Here is a 19,962-nt window from a genome sequence, read left to right on the forward strand (position 1 = left end):
TTTATCAGTTCAATTCGCGAAAGCGCGAAATCAATTATGCGTCTTGTGTACGACGAGGACGGCTGTGACCACGTTCGCCACGGTGCGCACCACGGTGATCGCCACCACGGTTACGATCGAAACGACGTTCACCACCTTCGCGGTTACCCTCGCGGTTGCCATCGCGGTTACCATCGCGGTTACCACGGTAGCCACCACCTTCACGACGCGCACCACCTTCGCGGTTACCATCACGATTGCCACGGAAGCCACCTTCACGACGACCGCCATCGCGACGACCACCGTCACGGCGACCACCACGAGACTCACGGAAGTCATCGAAATCACATACTACAGCACCAACATCTTGTTGACGGATACGTAGCTTACTTAGCTTAGTTGCCGCATCAGATGTCATTGCTTTTGGTAGCTGAACAAAAGTGTGACCTTGTGCTAGCTTGATTGCACCGATAGAACCTTTACCAAGACCTAGTTCGTTCGCTAGAGCACCAACGATGTCTTTAACTTGAACACCTTGCTCACGGCCAACTTGTAGTTGGTAAGTATCCCAATCTTGAGTATTAAAGCTGCGACCACCTTCACGACCACCTTCACGACCGCCTTCACGACGATCTTTACGACGTTGCTTATCACGCTCAATCGCTTCTACCATTGGGTCTTCACCAATATAGAATAGAGGACGTTTACCTTGCTGACGCTTAAGCAGCATAGCCGCTAGCATTGCTGGGTCAATTTCTAGAGAAGTTTGTAGTTTCTCTACAAGTTCAGCAAACTTATCGAGTGCTTTGTGCTCTTTCTCAGCTTCTAGCTCAGCCGCTAGCTTGCTTAGACGAGCTTCTGCAACTTGGTCACGTAGAGGAAGTTGGATTTCTTCCATAGATGACTTAGTTACACGCTCGATAGTGCGAAGCATACGGATTTGGTTAGTACGAACGAGAAGGATAGCTTTACCTTTACGTCCAGCACGACCTGTACGACCGATACGGTGGATGTAAGACTCAACATCGAATGGGATGTCGTAGTTAAATACGTGTGTAATACGTGGAACGTCAAGACCACGTGCAACAACGTCAGTTGCAACTAGGATGTCGATAACACCTTGTTTGATGTGATCAACAGTACGCTCACGTAGAGACTGAGGAATATCACCGTGCAGAGCCGCAGCTTTAAAGCCACGTGCAGATAGCCAATCAGCTAGGCGCTCGGTATCTTGACGTGTACGTACGAATACGATTGACGCGTCAGTTTCTTCAGTTTCAAGAAGACGAGACATTGCTTCATCTTTCTCTACACCTTTTACTACCCAGAACTGCTGTTGAACTTTGTCTACAGTGTGGTTCTTACCTGCTACGTCAACAGTGATAGGATCACGTAGGAAACGCTCTACAATGTTTTTCAGCATTGGCGGCATTGTTGCAGAGAACAATACACGTTGTGCAGAAGATGGAGCGTGTTCCATGATATTAGTTACGTCGTCAACGAAACCCATGTTTAGCATTTCGTCTGCTTCATCTAGTACGAATGTGTGTACTTCGTCTAGGTGTAGACGTTCACGGTTGATAAGGTCTTGAACACGGCCAGGTGTACCAACAATAACGTGAGCACCGTTTTTCAGTGCACGCATTTGATCTACGATAGAAGCACCACCGTAAATCTCTAGAACTTTAAGACCTTGGATGTTTTTACCAAGGTTTTTCATTTCAGCCGCAACCTGAATCGCTAGCTCACGAGTTGGAGCAAGTACGATAGCTTGTGGTTTACGTTGATTAAGATCTAGCTTGTTTAGCAGAGGCAGAGAGAACGCTGCCGTTTTACCTGTACCCGTTTGTGCCTTGCCCAGCGCGTCAGCACCTTCCAATAGGTGAGGGATTGCCGCAGCCTGAATTGGAGTTGGTGACACGAAACCCATTCCGTCTAGAGCAGAAAGGATAGAATCATTCAGTGACAAATCACTGAACTGAATAACAGAATCTTGCATTGGGATCCTACTTAATTTAACAAAAAAACAGTCCCATATGCTCTTCTAATTCGATACTGATTCTTCCAGATACTAAATCCATTCAGATAGGAATTAGCACAGTACTCAACCGCGATAAGCCATTAGGGACGACTAAGGGAGGCGGATTATTCCCTAAATGCATAAAAAAAGCCAGAAAAAATTGAATTACATCACAATTTATTTCTTAAACGGTATAATATGCATAATTTTCCACCTCTCCACCCATTTTAAAGAAAAAAGCACACCGCAACACGTGACTATTTCATATAGAATTCACATCGAAATTGCGTGCTATAAGTAGTAATAATAGCTCGCAATGAGTATCGTGCGTGCAGTTCCATTGGTAAGTTAAGAAAAGATGTTTCAAATGCCCATCGCGTATTACAGAAGATATGTTCACCATGCGGATCATTTTTACACAAGGTTAACGCAACAAACTTTGTTTCACCACTACGACCCGAACGCTGCAAACAATTCTCTGGGTTAGGTGGCACATTAATCATTGCAACCTTGAGATGCCAGCAATATTCCCCCCATTTCTATGGCGCTCGAACAACTCAGTACATTAATGGTATCCATTTTAAACTTGTCTTCAAGTCACGCAGCAACGCCGCTGGCAATTGTGCAGAATGCGCTGCCAATCCAAATAATATCAGCCCCCCCCCTTCCATAGCGACATTAGAGGGCTTGGCTTTGCCGAGAAACTCTTTCATTTTCTTGTGACTTCGAGGCTTATTGGATAGCCGCTCACCATGAATGCTGATATGACAGGCTTGATTGTTAAGTCAATAGCGATAACGTTACTAGTCAACATATTGGCACCCTCAGATTTAGTTTCACTCTGCTAAATTTAATTTGGCAAAGCGAGTGGATTCCATACATCTTTCTAGAAACAACTTGGCTATCTTGCAAGAAAATCTCAGGTATCCCTATTTTTCTTCATACCTAGAGAGTGTCTTTAACATTGGGATCTTCTTCAGGTTTTGCCCTATCTGAAAAGCAGCTCGCTGGATCTTTACCATGCTTTGCGCTATGAATAGTTAACAGTGATTTATCGAAACCAAGAAGGTAAGAGGCGGTCTGATTAACTATGGTGATTTTTATCGAACGTAATCACGAATTGTCACACATCCAGGCTAGAAATGTTGCCGAACAAGTAGCCAATGAACTGGAGCAGGAATTTGGCCTGCTCTGGCACTGGGACGAAGAACACCTGCACTTTCAGCACCATTCTGCCCGTGGGTGGTTGTTACCAACCTCCGGTAAACTGAGCTTAAATATCCGCCTCGGCTTTGCCGCCAGCCTGTTTGCATACTCCATCGAACAACATATTTCCCTGCGCCTAGACGAACTGCTCGGCTAGCCCCCATGAAAAATTGATCCAGCACAAATCCCATCAAGATTTTTTCGATTTTATTGTGCGCTGACTAGCTATTAGAAAGCTGACTCTAACTTCTCTACCTATCATGAAACTGGAATGAGAATTCAGTCTTATTCATTTTAAGGAGGGAAAGATGGGGATCTTCTCACGCAGCGCAGCCGACGATGAAAAAAGCATCGAAAGCATGCGCGAAACTATGATGTATAATATCTGGCTAGCCGGACTCGGCGCCTATGCCAAGAGTGCCGAGGAGGTCAACGAGATCTCAGGCCGCGGCCGCTCGGTATTCGAAGACCTGCTCGAGCGCGGACGCGCCATCGAAAAACAGCAGAAAGAGCGTGCATATACCAGCCACAGCCGAGCCGCCGTGGCAATGGAAGAGCGACTGCATCAAATGGTGCAGAAACTTACCGGTGTCGACAGCGACAAGCTGAACCAAGTTGATGACAAGCTTGACAGACTGACCGAACAAGTCGAACTGTTGCTCAAACAGAGCCAGAATCCGGAAGAAAGCTCGCCTGCTGCGATTAGCGCTGCAGATACTGCAGTTAAAGCGTCACCTGCCATACCGGCTGTTAAAACCACCAAGGCTAAGCCGCGCACAACCTCAGGTGTAGCAAGGCGAAAAGCTCCGGTTAGCAAGGAAAAAGCCACTCATTCACCGGAACATAAGCCAAAAACGGCAACAACCGAAAAAGCGGAATAACCCGACACACCAGTTCATTGGGAGGACATCATGAGCAAATTGAGCACAGTTGACCAAACCGCCACTCAAATCATTGAAAGCGGTGAGTCTATGACACGCAACATCTGGCTAGCCGGGCTGGGCATGTATAGCCGCAGTGTCGAAGAAGCCCAGTCTATTAACCAGAAAACCAACCGCATGTTTGACGAACTGGTAGAGCGTGGCAAAGAAGTAGAACAGGCTGCGAAAGACAAGATCGATCTAACTCGCGATAAAACCGCCGATCATCTTGAAGACCAGATGAACGACGTAATGTATCGCGTTAGCGGTATCGACCGGAGCAAACTTGATCGGTTAGATGAAAAAATCGAAAAGCTAACCACCATCGTGGAAGCAATGTTGGAACAGCAAGCGAAAAAATAGTCAGCAACTTGCTGGTAAACAGGTGGGGGGGCAGCCCCCACCCTTTTTCATTTGAATAATAATCTGGGGCGGCAGGTGTCTATGAATCAACTCTCTCTTATCGATCTTGCGTTTGTATTGTTTGAATCTGGTGACACACCGATGCATGTCACTGGATTAGTCCATCTGCAGCCACCAACAGATACCGAGAGCGCAGAATTCGCATGTGACTTGTACAGCCAGCTGCTCTCTTATACCGAGGTCAAATCACCGTTCAACTGGCGCTTGAACCTGTCGTTGACCGAATGGCCAAACTGGCAGGAAGTCCCGAACGTGGATATCACCCAACATGTTCATTTATCGATGCTGCCTCAACCAGGTAGCCGTGAACAACTTCTGGATCTGGTGGGAAGGATCCACAGTCATCAACTGGATCGCTTCCGACCATTGTGGGAAATGTGGGTGATTGGTGGCCTAGAGAACAACCAGGTGGTGATCTGCCTCAAGGTGCACCACGCCATTGCCGATGGTATGAAAGTCGGCAAACTTTTTGATTTCTGCACATCACAGGACCCTACTGAGCCGGGTACGCCATTCTGGCAGCAGGATCTGGGAAAATCGCACAAGCGTCAGCAGGAAGAAAGTCAGCAGCTAATCACCCAGTTGTTTGGCTCGGTCGGTGAACTGAGACGTCAACTCAGTGCATCACTGGGCTTGATCAGCCTGAGCACAGGTATGCTATCGAAGCTATTTTGCGGCAAACGACCCAATCTAAAAATCCCCTTTACCGCACCCAAGACCCCATTCAACCAGAAGCATCACAAATCGCGTGCGGTTGGCCTGGGCCGGCTACCTATCAGCCAGTTTCGCCAAATCAGCCGCCTCACCGGCGCATCACTGAACGACGTGATGCTATGCGTGTGTGATATTGCGTTGAACCGCCACCTGCAGGATCACCGTTTGTGTCTTGAGAAGCCCCTCGTTGCGCTGATGCCGATTGACCTGCGGGAAGAGGGTGCGATCAAAAAAGGTGGCAACAAGTTCGCGGTTGGCTTGGTTGAACTGGGTCATGCCCTAGATACGCCGACTAGGCGCTTGGCAGCGATCCAACAGTCGACCCACAATGTGAAGCACCAGGCGCAGGAGGTGTCACCCGGGGGGTATACCAATTATTCGATTCTGGTCAACGGGCTGGCATTGTTAGGCGGCAAACTGAATATCAACCACGTGGTACCGCCAGCCACTAACCTGATCATCTCCAATGTGCCAGGACCAGTGCAGCGGCGCTATTTCTTCGGCGCCGAAGTGCAGGAATGCTATCCGCTGTCTCTGCTGATCCCAGGCCAGACTATTAACATCACCATGTTCGGTTACGATGACCACCTGCATTTCGGACTGGTCAGTTGCCCGTCTAACTTGCCCCATGTCGAGAAAATTCCCGACTACCTGGAAGAGGCACTGGCGTCCCTCGAGCAGGACGTGATGGATACCGCGATGTCTGCGGTGAATGGCGGACTGTTCAACCCCTTGGCCGACGATCATTCACAAAACCTAGCATACGAGGTCGAGATGCTGCTTGCCGAACTGAAACAGTTCAAGGTATCCCCTCTTCCTCGGCAACACCGCAGGGTAAGCAGAAAAACCGAGCCAGCGAAGGAGTAAGACTAAAGGTCAGATTTGTTCATCTATACTATTGAGAAGATTGAAAGACTGCACGGGTTCCCCTACTCAGTTCATGGAGGTAAACATGGCACATTGGACAAGTCGGGCATTTAACAAAGTGCTTGAGCGCGTTATGCGCCAACGCATAGCTCGCTGCAACGATGTACATGAGATGCGAGAACTAATCACCAACATCGACCAGTATGGCGCGCTCATCAACGCCCCCAAACAAATCAAGCGTTCCCCGTGCCGTTGGGCTGATATTCCCTGTGAATGGGTTGACATGCCAGCATCCGACGGCAACATGTTGCTGCTCTATTTCCATGGCGGCGGCTTCTGTTTTGTCAGTCCGAATACCCACAGCAGCTTCATCGGTCGGGTGTGCCAGAAGATCTCTGCCCGCGGCCTGATGGTTGATTACCGTCTGGCGCCGGAGCATACGTATCCCGCTGCCCACGATGACTGCTACATGGTCTACCGCGCGCTGCTGAAAGAGGGCTACGACAGCCGCCAGATCGTCCTGATGGGCGATTCCGCTGGCGGCAACCTAGTACTCGGCACCTTGCTGCGGGTCCAGCAGGATAAGCTGCCACTACCCGCCGCTGCTGTGCTACTCTCGCCAGTGTCAGATATGGAGATGACAGGAAACAGCGCCTATGAAAAACGTAATGACGACCCGTTTTTCGATCTGCCCTCTCTACTGCTGATGCGCAATACCTATCTCAACGGTGCTCCGCCCCGGGATCCCTTGGTTTCTCCCATTTACGCCGACTACATGAAACTCCCTCCCACGCTGATCGTGGTGGGCTCTGAGGAGGTCCTGCTGGATGACTCAACTCGTCTGGCTGACAAACTGACTCAGGCCAAACACCCGATCGAGCTAATCGTGGGGAACGGTATGCCCCATGTTTATCCGTTATTTAGTCAGATCCGGGAAGCGGGAGAAGCGATTAACAGCATTGCCCAGTTTCTATGGCAACACGACGTGATAAAAGGCGAATATCCCGCTTCCAAAAAAGCACTCTAGTATCGGAGGCTCAGCGAACGGGAGTTCGACTCTCGATGATAATAATTTTGCCTAACCCATGAGTTGCTCAGCCCAGCGCTGATGCTGAACTAGTGCCGCCCCATGCTCAGGCGCGATGTAGGGAGAAACTAGAGTCAGCATGCGAATCACGCCTTTGCGCAGCAGTGCCGACTCGTTGAGGCCAGGATCCTGCAGAATCTGGTAATGCGCCCAGTGCAGACCAACCAACAACAGATTGTCAGCCAGAATAGCCTGCTCGGCTTGATCGACATGTAAAACGCCTAGACTGGCCAGACGCTCCAGCATGGTCATGATCAGTCCCTTCAATCGACGAACCAGGGCACGGATCCGCCGGCCAAGGGCCGGCGAATCACAATGCAGGTGATCCAGACTCCTGAAGATAAACTGGTAACGCAAGAAGTGCTCCATCAGGCGGTGCAAAAATGCCCAATAGTGCTCCAGGCTTTCAACCTCTCGTAAAAACGCCTGACTATCGTCGGCAAATAGCTGGTCACATTCGCTAACCAACACCGCGAGGATCTCGTCCTTGCCGCGAAAGTGGTAATATAGGTTACCAGGGCTGATCCCAAGCTCAGTTGCGATCTGTAGGCTGGAAATGGGCTCAACCCCATGCTGATTGAACAGACATCGACTTACCTCAAGGATCCTAGATTTGGTTTTCACGCGGCCTCCATGCACTAGTTATGTTAACGCGGGTATATACCTGGCTACGCAGCGCTGACTGCAACCTGCTGCTGAATATGTTCATATTCAGCCTCGGCCAGACGCTTGATATCCTTGGCAACAAAATCCCGCAGTGTGCTGCCAACAAACGGCAGCGACGATGATACCGAGATGGTGACGTGGTTTTCACAGCGCTGATTGTCATCAAAGGCGATCAGTCGCATTTCACCTTGCACCGTCACCGGCACGCCGACGATCTCCACCACCAGATCACAGGAGATGGTGTCGTCGTCCAACCAGTGCCACTGCTCCTGTTGGCGGATCTGATTCGAAGCGCCAAGCACCGCTTTCAGTACCGATGGCACCTGGGCCGGCACTTCGCGTTCGGTGCGAGTCCTAAACCCATCATCAGTTTCTACCAACTCCCGGACCCGGGTATATCGTGCTCCGAGCTTTGAATATTTCTCTTCGATCAGATCGGTTTCGCTAAAAAACCGGATCACCTCATCTAGGGGGGCCGCGTAGGCATGAACCAATTCGATTCGTTTCATTCCCACTCCTTGGTTGTCTATTTTCTGTCTACTGATTATCCTGCTGCTTAATCTAGCACAGGCTTACAGATGAATATCCCGGATAAAACTGGACAGGGCCTGGATCTCCCGCTGTATCTGCTGCTGATTTTCATGGGCAGCCTGAACTTCGGGCAGATCCGGTCGGTACTTTTCATCCAGCTTGTCTGGGTACATATGAAAATAAGTGTTCATGATCAGCTCACCCAGTTTCGGGAATAGCCCGTGAACCAAGGCACCGAACATCCCCAGCCGGGTAGCGACGCGCTTCGGCCGATCGATAACAGCTTTGGCAACCATCTCTGCTGCTTCTTCAGGGCTGAGGGTTGAGACCGACCGATAGGTTTCCACCGGTTCCAGCATCGGCGTGTCGACCAAGGGCATATGGATCGTCGTCATGTGCACGTTGTAGTCAATCAGCTCTGGAGCCGCACAGCGGGTAAAGCTTTCCAACGCAGCTTTAGACGCAGCATAAGCAGCAAAGCGTGGCGGATTGGTCAGCACTGAAATCGACGAAATATTGATAATGTGGCCACCGTTATTGGCGATCATGCCTGGCAGAAAACCGTTTATAAGCCTCAGTGCGCCGAAATAGTTTATCTGCATCAAGCGCTCATAATCGTGGAAACGGTTTAGCGAGTTGATCACAGGACGGCGGATCGAATGACCGGCGTTATTGATCAACACATCGACCTTACCGAACTGCTGTTCAACCAATTGTAGCATGACATCCACGGCTTCAAGGTCGGCAATGTCGCAATAATATGCCGCCGCATTGCCACCTAGCTCTTCGACTTCTCGAACCGTCTCCTGCAATCGTTCGGGGTTACGCGCCACCAGCAACATCTGTCCCCCTGCCTTCGCTAGCTTAAGGGCCACGGCTTTACCTATGCCTGATGAGGCGCCCGTGATCATCACCGTTTTACCCTTCAGCCGCGCTTTTAGACTACGCGCCAGATGCAGGTCAGGGTCCAGGTTTCGCTCCCAGTAATCCCAGATCGCTGGGGCGTAATCCTCAAGCCTTGGACAGCTAATGTCCGTACCTTCTAGGGCTCGTTGAGTATTACGGCAGTCAAACAGCGTTGGCGTGGTAAAGAACGAGGCCACCGCTGGCGGGATCCCGAACTCCTGACACAGGGATTGTCCCAATCGCTTTAACAGAGGCTGATTGCCTAGCTCTTTACGTAGCGTCTCGGGCAGTAGTTCCAACAGACGCAGGTCAATCCGCATCGCCATCCGAGGCGCATGTCCTGCGCGGGCGAAGATATTCACTATCTCGCCGGCACGGAATGGCTCAGGATCGGTCAGATGAAAGCACTGGCCGTTCAACTCCGGCTTATGGGAAATATGATCCATGGCGTCGGTGACAAAATCGACCGGCACCAGATTCAGGCGCCCCCCTTCAAGCCCTAGCATAGGCATCCACTGCGGCAAGGAATCGCGCATTTTCTGAATTAACTTGAAGAAATAATAAGGCCCATCGATACGCATGGCCGCACCAGTTTTCGAGTCTCCGATCACCACCCCTGGCCGATAAATTCTCCATGGCAATGCGCTCTGTTCACGCACCAGCGCCTCGGAGGCCAGTTTACTGGTCAGGTAGCTATGACCCTCGGGATGAGCTTGATCGAACATATCTTCATGGAACCAGCCACGATACTGGCCAGCGACGGCAATTGAGCTGACATGGTGAAAACAGCCTGCACCCAGTTTTTCGGCTAGCTGAAGCGCATGACGAGTTCCGTCGATGTTGACTTTGTCGATAGTGTCACTGTCGGCTTCGAACGAATAAACCGCGGCAAGATGGAAGAAATGTGTCACTGAATTACTGAGTTGATCGATCCACTGGGGTGCGATTCCCAGCTTCGGTTGGGTTAAATCGCCTTGAACAAACACCAAGTGATCCGTTGGGAACCCAAACTGTTTTGCCGCATTCAGGATCTTAATCCGGCTATCGTCATTGCGAACCAAAAGGTAAAAGGTTCCTGGCCGTTTAGTCAGTCGTTGTAAGAGGTTTAAGCCAATAAATCCGCTGGCTCCGGTGATAAAGTAGTTCATATTCATTCCTTGAGCAGCCTCCGCAATATTTCTTTAACTCTGCCAATAACGCTTGGCAACATTATTTCTCTGTGCCATTTAAGTATAGCAAACTGGTACGACCACTTTGTGTTAACTAGGACACACAAACGCCAAAAAGCTGCACAAGTCTATGATATGTACCAAGCAATGCTGGACCAGATGAAATGATCAAGGAGCAGGTTGTTTTAAAAATATTGCCGGACAGTAACTTGCAAGAAAACCCGCTTCTGCCATCAACAGGGCACTCTTGAGAGCAGAACAAACCCGAGATTCGGACTTCACTGTGTCATCAAAGAAGACAGCCTTACGACCCCTGATCAAAAGGGCTTTGGAAAGGGCGTGAAAAGGAAGTCTGGCCGGGTATAGCCGACCATATTACACTCGCGGTGGATAAGACCGCCCAGTTATTGAACTATTTGGCTAGCTCACGCTCAATCGCTCTCACCAGTTTCCGGGCATCGGGTTTGGTTGTCGACGAAAACCAGTCAACCAGTTGGCCGTCTTTATTCACTAGGAATTTGTGAAAGTTCCAGCGTGGTTTACCCAAGAAACCGACCTGTTGTCCGGCCCAGGTATAGAATGGGTGCTGATCTCTGCCTTTCACCTTTGTTTTTGCAGCTAGTGGGAACGTCACCCCGAAGTTAAATTCACAGAAACTATTGATACTGGCATTGGAGGCTTTTTCCTGACCACCAAAATCGTTGCACGGCACCCCGACGATCACTAACCCCTGATCACGATAGGTTTCCCACAAACTCTGCAATTGCTTGTACTGCGGGGTAAAACCGCACTCTGAGGCTGTATTGACCACCAGCACTACTCTGCCCTCGTAATCGGCTAGTGACAACGCATCACCAGCGATGGTATCGAAACTGAAATCGTGAGCATTGCCTTCGCGACTTTGCCAAGGAACAGTGACTAAAGCAGCGAAATATTGGATTTTACTAAACATCAAAAGTCCCTCTGGTTTAGAAAATGGGAGACCTGCTCTTACGCTGTGTGAATCATAACGTTCACATTGACTTGGTTTTAATCCCTTTAATATGTAAAGCTGAACAAATTGGAAAGGGCACCCTAAAACGGTTCGGGATCCGGTGGTGTTGCCTTGAGCTATACCTGTCAGTCAATCAGACATGTCTGTGCGATTTACGGCTGCAACCCGGCGAAGAATAAATTAGAGGCCCGATCCGGGGATCTGCATCTTCTCGATCAGGTGTTGGCCAAACGCTCGACAAGGTCGACGTATGCCTGTTTAGCCTTATCTGATTCCATGCCACGCAAGCGCTCCCACGCAGCATACTTGGCGCCGCCTTTAAAGTCGAACAGACCAGGCCGCCTGCCCTGTACATCGCCAGTGCAGCCTTGTTTGTAGTAGGCGTAGAGTGACAACAACGTTTCATCATCAGGCCGTTGCTTCAACGTTTTTACGGCTTCGGCTGCCGCTTCGAATTGGGAAGAGAGTTCACTCATAGTAAGGTCCTTTTTCTCGATAATTGAAGGTTACCGCCAAGCAGTGCTCCGACCAGTATACTGCAGTCATAAATGCTTACACAATAGCTCAAAAAGTGACCCAGACCAGAAACTAGGGAAAATCCCTTTCCGGTAGATTCCCGTTTTGATGTACAGGTAAACCAATTCGAAGGTTCAAATTATTCACAGTGCCTGCGTGTCTTTCTTTGATTTGCTCAACGATCTTCTCTGCCATCATGATGGTTGGGGCATTGGTATTTGCACCAACCAAGGTTGGCATGATAGAAGCGTCAATTACACGCAGTTGCTCGATACCATACACTCGGCCTTGATTATCGACTACCGCTTGCTCATCCTCTATTAACCCCATTTTACAAGTACCGACCGGGTGATACTGAGTATCGGCTCGGTTACGGATGTCTTGCTCAATCGCCTTATCATCATTAGGGTCAACAGGGTAGAAGTTGTCACCACGCACATCATCAAAGGCTGAGCTATTTAACATCTGATACTGCTTTTTCCACCCTTTGATCATTAACGGCATGTCATCAGGGTGACTGAAAAAGTTGGGATCAATCAATGGAGCCTCATATGGATCGCTACTTTGGATGGTAACTGTGCCACGACTCTTGGGTCTTAGCAGCGTCACATGGCAGCTAAACCCATGACTAGTATGAACCTTTCTTGCATGATCGTCAGCCACTCCCACCAAAAAGACAAACTCCAGGTCGGGTACATCTACCCCTTCTCCAGAGCGGAAAAAGCCAATCCCTTCAGCAATGTTACTACTCAGTTTGCCTTTGCGCTCCATCTTCCACTCGGGTAACGCCTCGCAGATATCGTTGAGCATTTGCAGTGAAATACCAAACGTCTCATGCTTGGCTGAGGTTTTATAGCTATGTATTAGGTCGATGTGGTCTTGTAAGTTCTTGCCTACACCTGAAAGCTGGTGTACCTGCTCAATGCCGTGTGGTTCTAGATCGGCCTTATCGCCAATACCAGAAAGCTGCAGAATCTGCGGAGACCCAAACGCACCTGCAGATAATATCACTTCATGTTTGCAATAGATGCGAAACACCTTGCCTTTTGAGCCATACTCCACACCCACCGCCCGCTTACCTTCTGTCAGCACTTTATGCGTGGTGGCTTTGGTCACAACAGTTAGATTAGGGCGATCAAGATTCGGGGTAAGGTAAGCTTTTGCTGCGCTACAACGCTCACCATTTAATTGGGTCACTTGGGTCCTCATGGCACCGAATTGCTCGGCGCCGTTCACATCTGGATTACGCGGAATGCCGACCTCTTCACAGGCATCAAGATAGCGATCAACCATCGGACTAGGTGAGCGCAGGTTAGCGACATTCAATGGTCCACCTTGACCATGAAACTCATCTTTCAACTCTTCATTGTTTTCCGCCTTTTTAAAGTAAGGCAAACACTCATCAAAGCTCCACCCTTCGTTACCTAAGCTTGCCCAAAGGTCATAATCGTACTTATGACCTCGAGCATACATCATCGCGTTAATTGAGCTTGAGCCACCTAAAGTTTTCCCTCTAGGCTGATACCCTTTACGGCCATTAAGACCCGGCTGTGGCACAGTTTCAAATGCCCAATTATTAATTTTAGTCGGCGTCATGACCACTATACCCACTGGTGTGTGGATAATGGCACTGTCATCTTTGCCACCTGCCTCCAGCAGACATACTGAGATAGTTTCATCCTCAGTAAGGCGTGAAGCCAGCACACAACCTGCTGAACCTCCACCAATAATAATGTAATCGTAACGTTCCATATTACCCTCCGATGTCATTTCGACTGTTAGCTTGCGCTTCAGAATCTTAACTGTCGCCGTTATTGGTAGGAATTCACGAATGAAAGAACGACGTAGTGACAGGAATAAGAGCACTGAAGCACCAAACAAGCATCATATCCATACGATTTCGCTAATTAGACCTATTACTTTAAATTGTAGTTAAAGCATTTCTTGGCAAACAAAAAAAATCCAACACCGTTAATTCATCGAAACAAAACCCTCCTAACGTCTGTCTCTTGATCAAAAGTCAGTGCTCAAGAGATATCGGGAGTTCATAGCCTTCAAAGATGGTTTGCAGTTTAAACCAACCTTCCCAAAGTGCTCTTATTGAGGCTAGATCTGTAGGCTGGTATCTTTCCTGCCGCCCAATGTTGTGAGACTCTTTTACGTCCAGTGAATCGCCACTGATGCTCGAAGCACCATATGCACCTTGAGTTCGCGGATATCAGACTGAGCTAAAGGTGCTTGATAAGGGAGAGGAATCACACATACTCAACGATCATGCGCATACGTTACTCATTGCTAAAGCTAGCCCAGTAACGTCGTTACTTTTACCCTACAAGGATACGAATAAACGAAGGGATAGTGGTTCGGCTCAATAATGACCGCAATGATCACTATACAATCCAGCACATGCCAAGTAACATGTGACGCAGTCACACTTTCTGTAAATTTGTTGCAGCGACCAAAGACCTACATAGATTCGCTCTCATTTTGGGTAAGAATTTTGGGGAGATTTTGGAGAGAGCGATAAATTAGTTAAAAAACAATTAGATAGAATTTAAACATGTTTCAAGATAACCCGCTATTAGCTCAGCTTAAGCAGCAAATCCAAGAAAACCTGCCTAAAAAAGAAGGTTCAGTCAAAGCGACAGATAAAGGCTTTGGCTTTCTGGAAGTGGACAGCAAAACCAGCTTCTTCATCCCACCTGCATACATGAAAAAGTGCATGCACGGTGACAAAGTGGTCGCTATCATCCGTACGGAAAAAGACCGTGAAGTTGCAGAACCACAAGAACTGCTAGAACAGTCTGTTACTCGCTTTATCGGCCGAGTAAAAATGTTCAAAGGCAAACTTAATGTCACTCCAGATCATCCGCAGCTGAAAAAACTATCCCTAAAAGCAAAGCTAAAGAAAGGCCTAAAGCCGGATGACTTCGCTGAAGGTGATTGGGTTGTCGCTCACCTAATCCGTCATCCGCTAAAAGATGATAACGGTTTCTTCGTTGAAATTTCAGAAAAGATTACTGACGCGAACGACAAGATTGCACCATGGTGGGTGACACTTGCACAAAATGACCTACCAAATTCTGAGCCAGCAGGCATTGAGAACTGGGAACTAAAAGACGACGCTGACCTAGAGCGCGTTGACATGACTCATGTTCCTTTTGTCACTATCGATGGTGAATCAACCAAAGATATGGACGATGCATTATACGCGAAGAAGACCGAATCTGGTGATTTCGAGCTAACGATCGCTATCGCCGATCCGACTGCATACATCACCCCTGAAGATGAGATGGATAAAGTAGCGCGTGAACGCGGTTACACTATCTACCTGCCAGGTCGTAACATACCAATGCTACCTCGCGATCTTGCTGATAACCTATGTTCATTGATTGAGGGTGAGATTCGCCCAGCTATCTGCTGCACCGTAACGGTTAGCAAAGACGGTATAATTGGCGACGATATCAAATTCTTCGCGGCAAACATCAAATCACACTCGCGTCTTGCATACAACAACGTTTCAGATTGGCTGGAGAGTGGCCATTGTGATGCATGGCAACCAAGTGAAGAAATCGCGGTGATTGTTCGTGATCTATACGATTTCTCTCTTGCTCGTGCAGATTGGCGTGAGAAAAACGCGGTTGTGTTCCCAGATCGCCCAGACTACCGTTTCGAACTTAGCGAAGATAACGACGTTGTTGCTATTCATGCAGACATGCGTCGTTGTGCAAACCGCCTCGTTGAAGAATCGATGATCACAGCAAACATCTGTGCCGGACGCACCCTTCGTGACAACTTCGAAACTGGCGTGTTTAACACTCATGCAGGCATTAAAGCGGAAAAACTTGAAGAAGTTGTAGAGCTAGTGACTCAATCAGGTGCAACGCAATTCACCGTTGAATCGATCTCTACATTAGAGGGTTTTGCGGCATTGCGTCGTTGGTTAGGTGAGCAAGAAACTGCCTATCTCGATAACCGCATTCGTAAATTCCAAACGTACAGTGAAGTTGAAAATCAACCTCTGCCTCACTACGCTATGGGCTTAGATATTTACGCAACGTGGACTTCACCTATTCGTAAGTACGGCGATATGATCAACCACCGCATGCTTAAAGCGGTCATTCTTGGCAAAGATCCAATTCAAACACCGGATGACCAAGTTGGTGAAGAGCTTGCTATACATCGCAAACACCACAAAATTGCCGAACGAAACGTGTCTGATTGGCTATACGCTCGCACATTAGCCGAGGAGCCTACAAAGCAAACTTGTTTCACAGGTGAGATTTTTGATATTAATCGAGCAGGCGCACGTGTTCGACTTCTCGAAAATGGCGCTGCAGCCTTTATTCCGGGTAGTCTGATCCTTGATAATAAAGAAAGGATCGAGTGCAACGGCGACAACGGCACCATCTCTATTGATAAAGAGGTGGTATACAAACTGGGTGACACATTGGAAATCGTTTTGGCTGACGTAAACCAAGAGAACCGCAGTTTAGTGGCCAAGCCGACCCGGGTATTTGCTGATGTAGCAGCAACACAAACAGAAGAACCTGTTAGTGAATAATACCGATTAAGGTGAAGGCGCTCATATGAGCGCCTTTTTTATAATCAAAAATAAGAATAACTATGCTGAACATTGAGATCATTCACTTTAATCACTTCACGGCACGAAAAAGTGAGCGCTATTCCGCTACTAACCACGGCTTATATATTGTTGAAGAAGGTTCACTAACCATCAATCAACCAAGTGGCGAACAATTCGAACTCACTACTGGCGACTTTATTTTATACAACTCTTCAGATTTAAAAGATGCTTACGCCAAACCAGGTCCTTTTCGTGCAATCGCCTTGGTGTTTGATATTCATCTATTTACTCAATTTAAAACCGCTCATCCAAGCATCCAGATAGAAGCAGATGAACGTCGTTTTTATGCCTTTTCAGCTCAATCAAACAAGCGCATTAGTAAACTCAAGGACACGTTAATCGAACTCGCTGACCAACAAGCGTCACAGTATGCACAAGCACATATTGCAATGGCATTACTCTCGTTAATGGCAGAGATTCAGCCTAAGATTCTCTCAATTATTGATGACGCCAGCACTCTAACCACCTCTCAAAAAGCGATTAAGTACATTGAAGACAATATTGAAAAAGATATTACGTTAGAAACTCTAGCAACCCATATGAGCATGTCTATCGCGACACTAAAACGTAGACTCGCAGCAGAGAACCTTTCCTTTTCACATATTTTAAAAGTGAAGCGTATTAACCATGCTGCAACCCAACTGCGTACGTCCAAAAATTCGATTACTCAAATTGCTTTTGAGTCGGGGTTTAAGAGTGCGGCCCATTTTAGTACCGCGTTCAAATCCATCTATAGCATGACCCCTAAAGCGTTTCGCGGCCAAATCATGAAATAGGTTAGTTATCTGCCCAAAAGTAAGCTTGAGGATCGCTTTCCAATTCCCTTATAAGTACCTCAAGCGAGTGGCTGTAAGGTAAGTGTGGGTATGGTGTCCAGTGAAGTTCTTCACCTTGATATTGGGGGACGTAAAAACACCACCCCTGAGCATTTACATTAAAGGTAATTTTCGCTATTGGTGACGTGTAGTCGATATGTTGAGAATCTAACAAAAAATGGGCAAGATATAGCTCTACACCGTTCTCTACGGGTTCGTATAAGCATTTTCCTAACTCTACGGGCAAATTTACATTTCGCTTAGAACATAGAGACTCAATCAACTTGTACAGACGGCTTGTCGCCATTTGAGATACGGACATGAGTTTACTCCCCATTCATTGTTCTTAGTATACACCCAAGTGCCTTGGCGCGGCAGAATTACCCAAAGAGACACTTCCCCACCACTCCTTAGATTAACATGTCCAAAATTGCTGAAATAGCGACCAAGTCACCGCTTTACCTACTGACCATATGACAATCGAACTCCCCCATGCCCTGCCATCGTTTTGATAATCAACCACCTCGTTCAGTTATTCGAGCGCATTCACAAAAATGTAACTTCAACGAAATATGATGATCGCTGCTATCTACCGTAAGTGGAGTTCATTATGTTACGTCTTTCTATGGCGACGTTATTCGCCATGGTACTCTCTCTTCCTTCTGCAATGGCAAAAGAAGTGAGCATCTCAGGTTCTACTTCTGTTGCTCGTGTAATGGATGTGCTGGCTGAAAAATATAATAAAACGCACCCTAATGATTACATCGCCGTACAGGGCATTGGTTCAAGTGCAGGCATCACAATGGTGAACAAAGGTGTAGTAGAACTTGGCATGAGTTCACGTTATTTAACTGAGAGTGAAAAAGGAGAAGACTTAAATGTATTCCCTATTGCTTTCGACGGTCTTGCCGTTGTTGTTAACCGTACCAACTCTGTTGACAATCTTTCTGAACAACAACTGTTTGACATATATAAGGGTAAAGTGAATAACTGGAAACAAGTCGGCGGCACTGACCAACCGATCGCGGTCGTTACGCGTGAAGGATCATCTGGGTCACGTTATAGCTTTGAAAGCCTGCTAGGATTGACCAAAATCGTAAACGACCGTTTGGTCTCTGACATCAATCCGAACAGCCTCGTCGTAAACAGTAACAGCATGGTGAAAACCATTGTGAATCACAACCCTCATGCCATTGGCTTTATCTCGGTCGGTTCCATAGATCGTTCTGTGAAAGCAATTCAGTTCGAAGGTATTGCCCCAACACCAAACAATATCGCCGCTCACAAATATAAGTTGGCTCGTCCCTTTTTGATCCTCTACAAAGTTGACAGCCTAGACAAAGTAGGCAAAAACTTTATGAGATTCCTGAAGTCTAAAGAAGGCCAAAAAGCGATTGCTGATTACGGCTACACGCCTGTAAAAAACTTTGAGCAATAAAAAATGCATAAAAAAGAGAGCCAAATTCGGCTCTCTTTTTTGTTTGAATCTTGCTTTTCGAAAGGTTTAACTATTAGAAATGCAACTGAATCACAGATACCACTACCGCACCAGGGCGGCGAACGCCTTCGATTTCTACTTTAATTTCACGCTCGATCTCTAAGCCCTTTTTGATCGGCGTAATCTTGGTCAGTGTACTTGATGCTCGGACATTGTTGCCCGCTTTGACTGGGTACGGGAAACGGACTTGGTTCAAACCTAGATTAACAACAAGCTTTGCTGTCGGAAACAGTGGTTTATCTGGATCAACAGAATCTGTCAATTTTGGCAATAGTGCTAGCGTTAAGAAGCCATGTGCAATTGTCGTTTTAAATGGGGATTCTGTAGAAGCTCGCTCCGGATCAGTATGAATCCATTGCATATCTTCAGTAACTGTGCCAAATTGATTAATACGTTCTTGAGAAACACTTACCCAGTCACCAACGTGAATCACCTCGCCCACTTTATCGCTCAACTCATCAAAAAGCACTTGAGCTTCTGGTTTTAGTACGATTGGCTCAGGTTGCGGAATAACTTCTTCGTTCACTGCTGGCTGTTGGTGATCTCGAACCTTTGAAAATAAGAAGCTACTTTGTGCCTTACCCAAAAAGTCACTCCAGTAATCGCGTAGCGTTGGAGACATCCAATTCATAAACTCTGATTGATGTGTAGAGATCGCACCAACTTTGTCTTTAAATAGATTTGTGACCTTCATAAGACCCCTTAGATAAACTCGCACAACTGGCTATACCAGTGAATTTTGAATGAGTTCACACTATGTTGCAAATACTTTCGGGCGTACAGCTGTATCCCCAAAGCTTTTAGTTTCTTTATTTTCAATAAGATTTCAATAAAACGCCATTTTATTAAACATGCACGATATAAAGTATAAATTCTACCATATTGCGTATTTTGCTTGTTAGCTTACGTAGTTTTATCACTTCCACCCCTTTAAAATGCACATAAAACAAGCAAACGAAACTTTTTGTACAAATCAGTACTTTACAACGTCCCAAACACCCCCTAT

General features: G+C 47.4%; 17 protein-coding genes and 1 pseudogene. 8 read left to right on the top strand and 10 right to left on the bottom strand.

Features of this window, described 5'->3' with window-relative positions; all coding sequences use genetic code 11:
• Positions 1-34: 34 nt before the first annotated feature.
• Both AK966_RS08555 and AK966_RS20315 read right to left on the bottom strand, forming a co-directional pair.
• A complete protein-coding gene (locus AK966_RS08555) occupies positions 35-1,978 on the bottom strand; it encodes a DEAD/DEAH box helicase (protein ID WP_099080766.1) in 1,944 nt (647 codons plus the stop codon).
• 683 nt (positions 1,979-2,661) lie between these two features.
• Positions 2,662-2,813: pseudogene (locus AK966_RS20315) on the bottom strand (IS110 family transposase); the annotation flags it as partial.
• 276 nt (positions 2,814-3,089) lie between these two features.
• Between AK966_RS20315 and AK966_RS08570 the strand changes: the two are divergent.
• The 5 genes from AK966_RS08570 to AK966_RS08590 all read left to right on the top strand — a co-directional run bounded on the left by AK966_RS08570 (position 3,090) and on the right by AK966_RS08590 (position 7,156).
• Entirely contained in the window at positions 3,090-3,362 is a 273-nt protein-coding gene (locus tag AK966_RS08570) for a polyhydroxyalkanoic acid system family protein (protein WP_099080765.1), read from the top strand.
• Between the two features lie 151 nt (positions 3,363-3,513).
• Positions 3,514-4,086, top strand: coding sequence for a phasin family protein (locus tag AK966_RS08575; protein ID WP_119463951.1), 573 nt, complete (start codon positions 3,514-3,516; stop codon positions 4,084-4,086).
• A 30-nt stretch (positions 4,087-4,116) separates the two neighbouring features.
• The gene (locus AK966_RS08580) at positions 4,117-4,488 is read left to right on the top strand and encodes a phasin family protein (RefSeq protein ID WP_253252712.1); all 372 of its coding nucleotides are present in this window, start codon (positions 4,117-4,119) and stop codon (positions 4,486-4,488) included.
• An 81-nt stretch (positions 4,489-4,569) separates the two neighbouring features.
• The gene (locus AK966_RS08585; protein WP_099080762.1) at positions 4,570-6,129 is read left to right on the top strand and encodes a wax ester/triacylglycerol synthase family O-acyltransferase; all 1,560 of its coding nucleotides are present in this window, start codon (positions 4,570-4,572) and stop codon (positions 6,127-6,129) included.
• Between the two features lie 85 nt (positions 6,130-6,214).
• Positions 6,215-7,156 carry an alpha/beta hydrolase gene (locus AK966_RS08590; RefSeq protein ID WP_119463952.1) on the top strand — a complete coding sequence of 314 codons (942 nt, stop codon included), beginning with the start codon at positions 6,215-6,217 and terminating at the stop codon, positions 7,154-7,156.
• A 51-nt stretch (positions 7,157-7,207) separates the two neighbouring features.
• On the opposite strand, the gene AK966_RS08595 is transcribed toward AK966_RS08590, so the two are convergent.
• From AK966_RS08595 to AK966_RS08620, 6 genes are all read right to left on the bottom strand, one after another.
• The gene (locus AK966_RS08595) at positions 7,208-7,840 is read right to left on the bottom strand and encodes a TetR/AcrR family transcriptional regulator (RefSeq protein WP_172438181.1); all 633 of its coding nucleotides are present in this window, start codon (positions 7,838-7,840) and stop codon (positions 7,208-7,210) included.
• 44 nt (positions 7,841-7,884) lie between these two features.
• Complete coding sequence (locus AK966_RS08600; RefSeq protein WP_099080759.1) at positions 7,885-8,391, bottom strand: DUF2505 domain-containing protein; 507 nt, start codon at positions 8,389-8,391, stop codon at positions 7,885-7,887.
• Between the two features lie 63 nt (positions 8,392-8,454).
• Positions 8,455-10,467 (bottom strand): SDR family oxidoreductase, encoded by a 2,013-nt coding sequence (locus AK966_RS08605; protein ID WP_119463953.1) that lies wholly within the window; start codon positions 10,465-10,467, stop codon positions 8,455-8,457.
• Positions 10,468-10,900: 433 nt separating this feature from the next.
• Complete coding sequence (locus AK966_RS08610) at positions 10,901-11,440, bottom strand: glutathione peroxidase (RefSeq protein ID WP_099080757.1); 540 nt, start codon at positions 11,438-11,440, stop codon at positions 10,901-10,903.
• 257 nt (positions 11,441-11,697) lie between these two features.
• Entirely contained in the window at positions 11,698-11,958 is a 261-nt protein-coding gene (locus tag AK966_RS08615; protein WP_099080756.1) for an acyl-CoA-binding protein, read from the bottom strand.
• Between the two features lie 112 nt (positions 11,959-12,070).
• On the bottom strand, positions 12,071-13,750 hold the full coding sequence (locus AK966_RS08620; RefSeq protein WP_099080795.1) for a GMC family oxidoreductase: 1,680 nt from the start codon (positions 13,748-13,750) through the stop codon (positions 12,071-12,073).
• Between the two features lie 808 nt (positions 13,751-14,558).
• Here AK966_RS08620 and rnb point away from each other — a divergent pair.
• Positions 14,559-16,562: an exoribonuclease II gene (rnb, locus tag AK966_RS08625; protein WP_119463954.1), complete on the top strand. Its 2,004-nt coding sequence runs from the start codon at positions 14,559-14,561 to the stop codon at positions 16,560-16,562.
• 62 nt (positions 16,563-16,624) lie between these two features.
• Positions 16,625-17,419, top strand: coding sequence for an AraC family transcriptional regulator (locus AK966_RS08630; RefSeq protein WP_099080754.1), 795 nt, complete (start codon positions 16,625-16,627; stop codon positions 17,417-17,419).
• Position 17,420: 1 nt separating this feature from the next.
• On the opposite strand, the gene AK966_RS08635 is transcribed toward AK966_RS08630, so the two are convergent.
• Positions 17,421-17,780 carry a DUF3024 domain-containing protein gene (locus AK966_RS08635; protein ID WP_099080794.1) on the bottom strand — a complete coding sequence of 120 codons (360 nt, stop codon included), beginning with the start codon at positions 17,778-17,780 and terminating at the stop codon, positions 17,421-17,423.
• A gap of 288 nt (positions 17,781-18,068) precedes the next feature.
• On the opposite strand from AK966_RS08635, the gene AK966_RS08640 reads away from it, so the two are divergent.
• The gene (locus AK966_RS08640; protein WP_119463955.1) at positions 18,069-18,896 is read left to right on the top strand and encodes a phosphate ABC transporter substrate-binding protein; all 828 of its coding nucleotides are present in this window, start codon (positions 18,069-18,071) and stop codon (positions 18,894-18,896) included.
• A 73-nt stretch (positions 18,897-18,969) separates the two neighbouring features.
• Here the strand turns inward: AK966_RS08640 and AK966_RS08645 are convergent, their stop codons facing one another.
• Positions 18,970-19,650 carry a MaoC family dehydratase gene (locus AK966_RS08645; protein ID WP_099080702.1) on the bottom strand — a complete coding sequence of 227 codons (681 nt, stop codon included), beginning with the start codon at positions 19,648-19,650 and terminating at the stop codon, positions 18,970-18,972.
• Positions 19,651-19,962 lie beyond the last annotated feature (312 nt).

Origin of the sequence: Vibrio sp. PID23_8, assembly GCF_003584965.1 — a bacterium.
GTDB lineage: Bacteria > Pseudomonadota > Gammaproteobacteria > Enterobacterales > Vibrionaceae > Vibrio.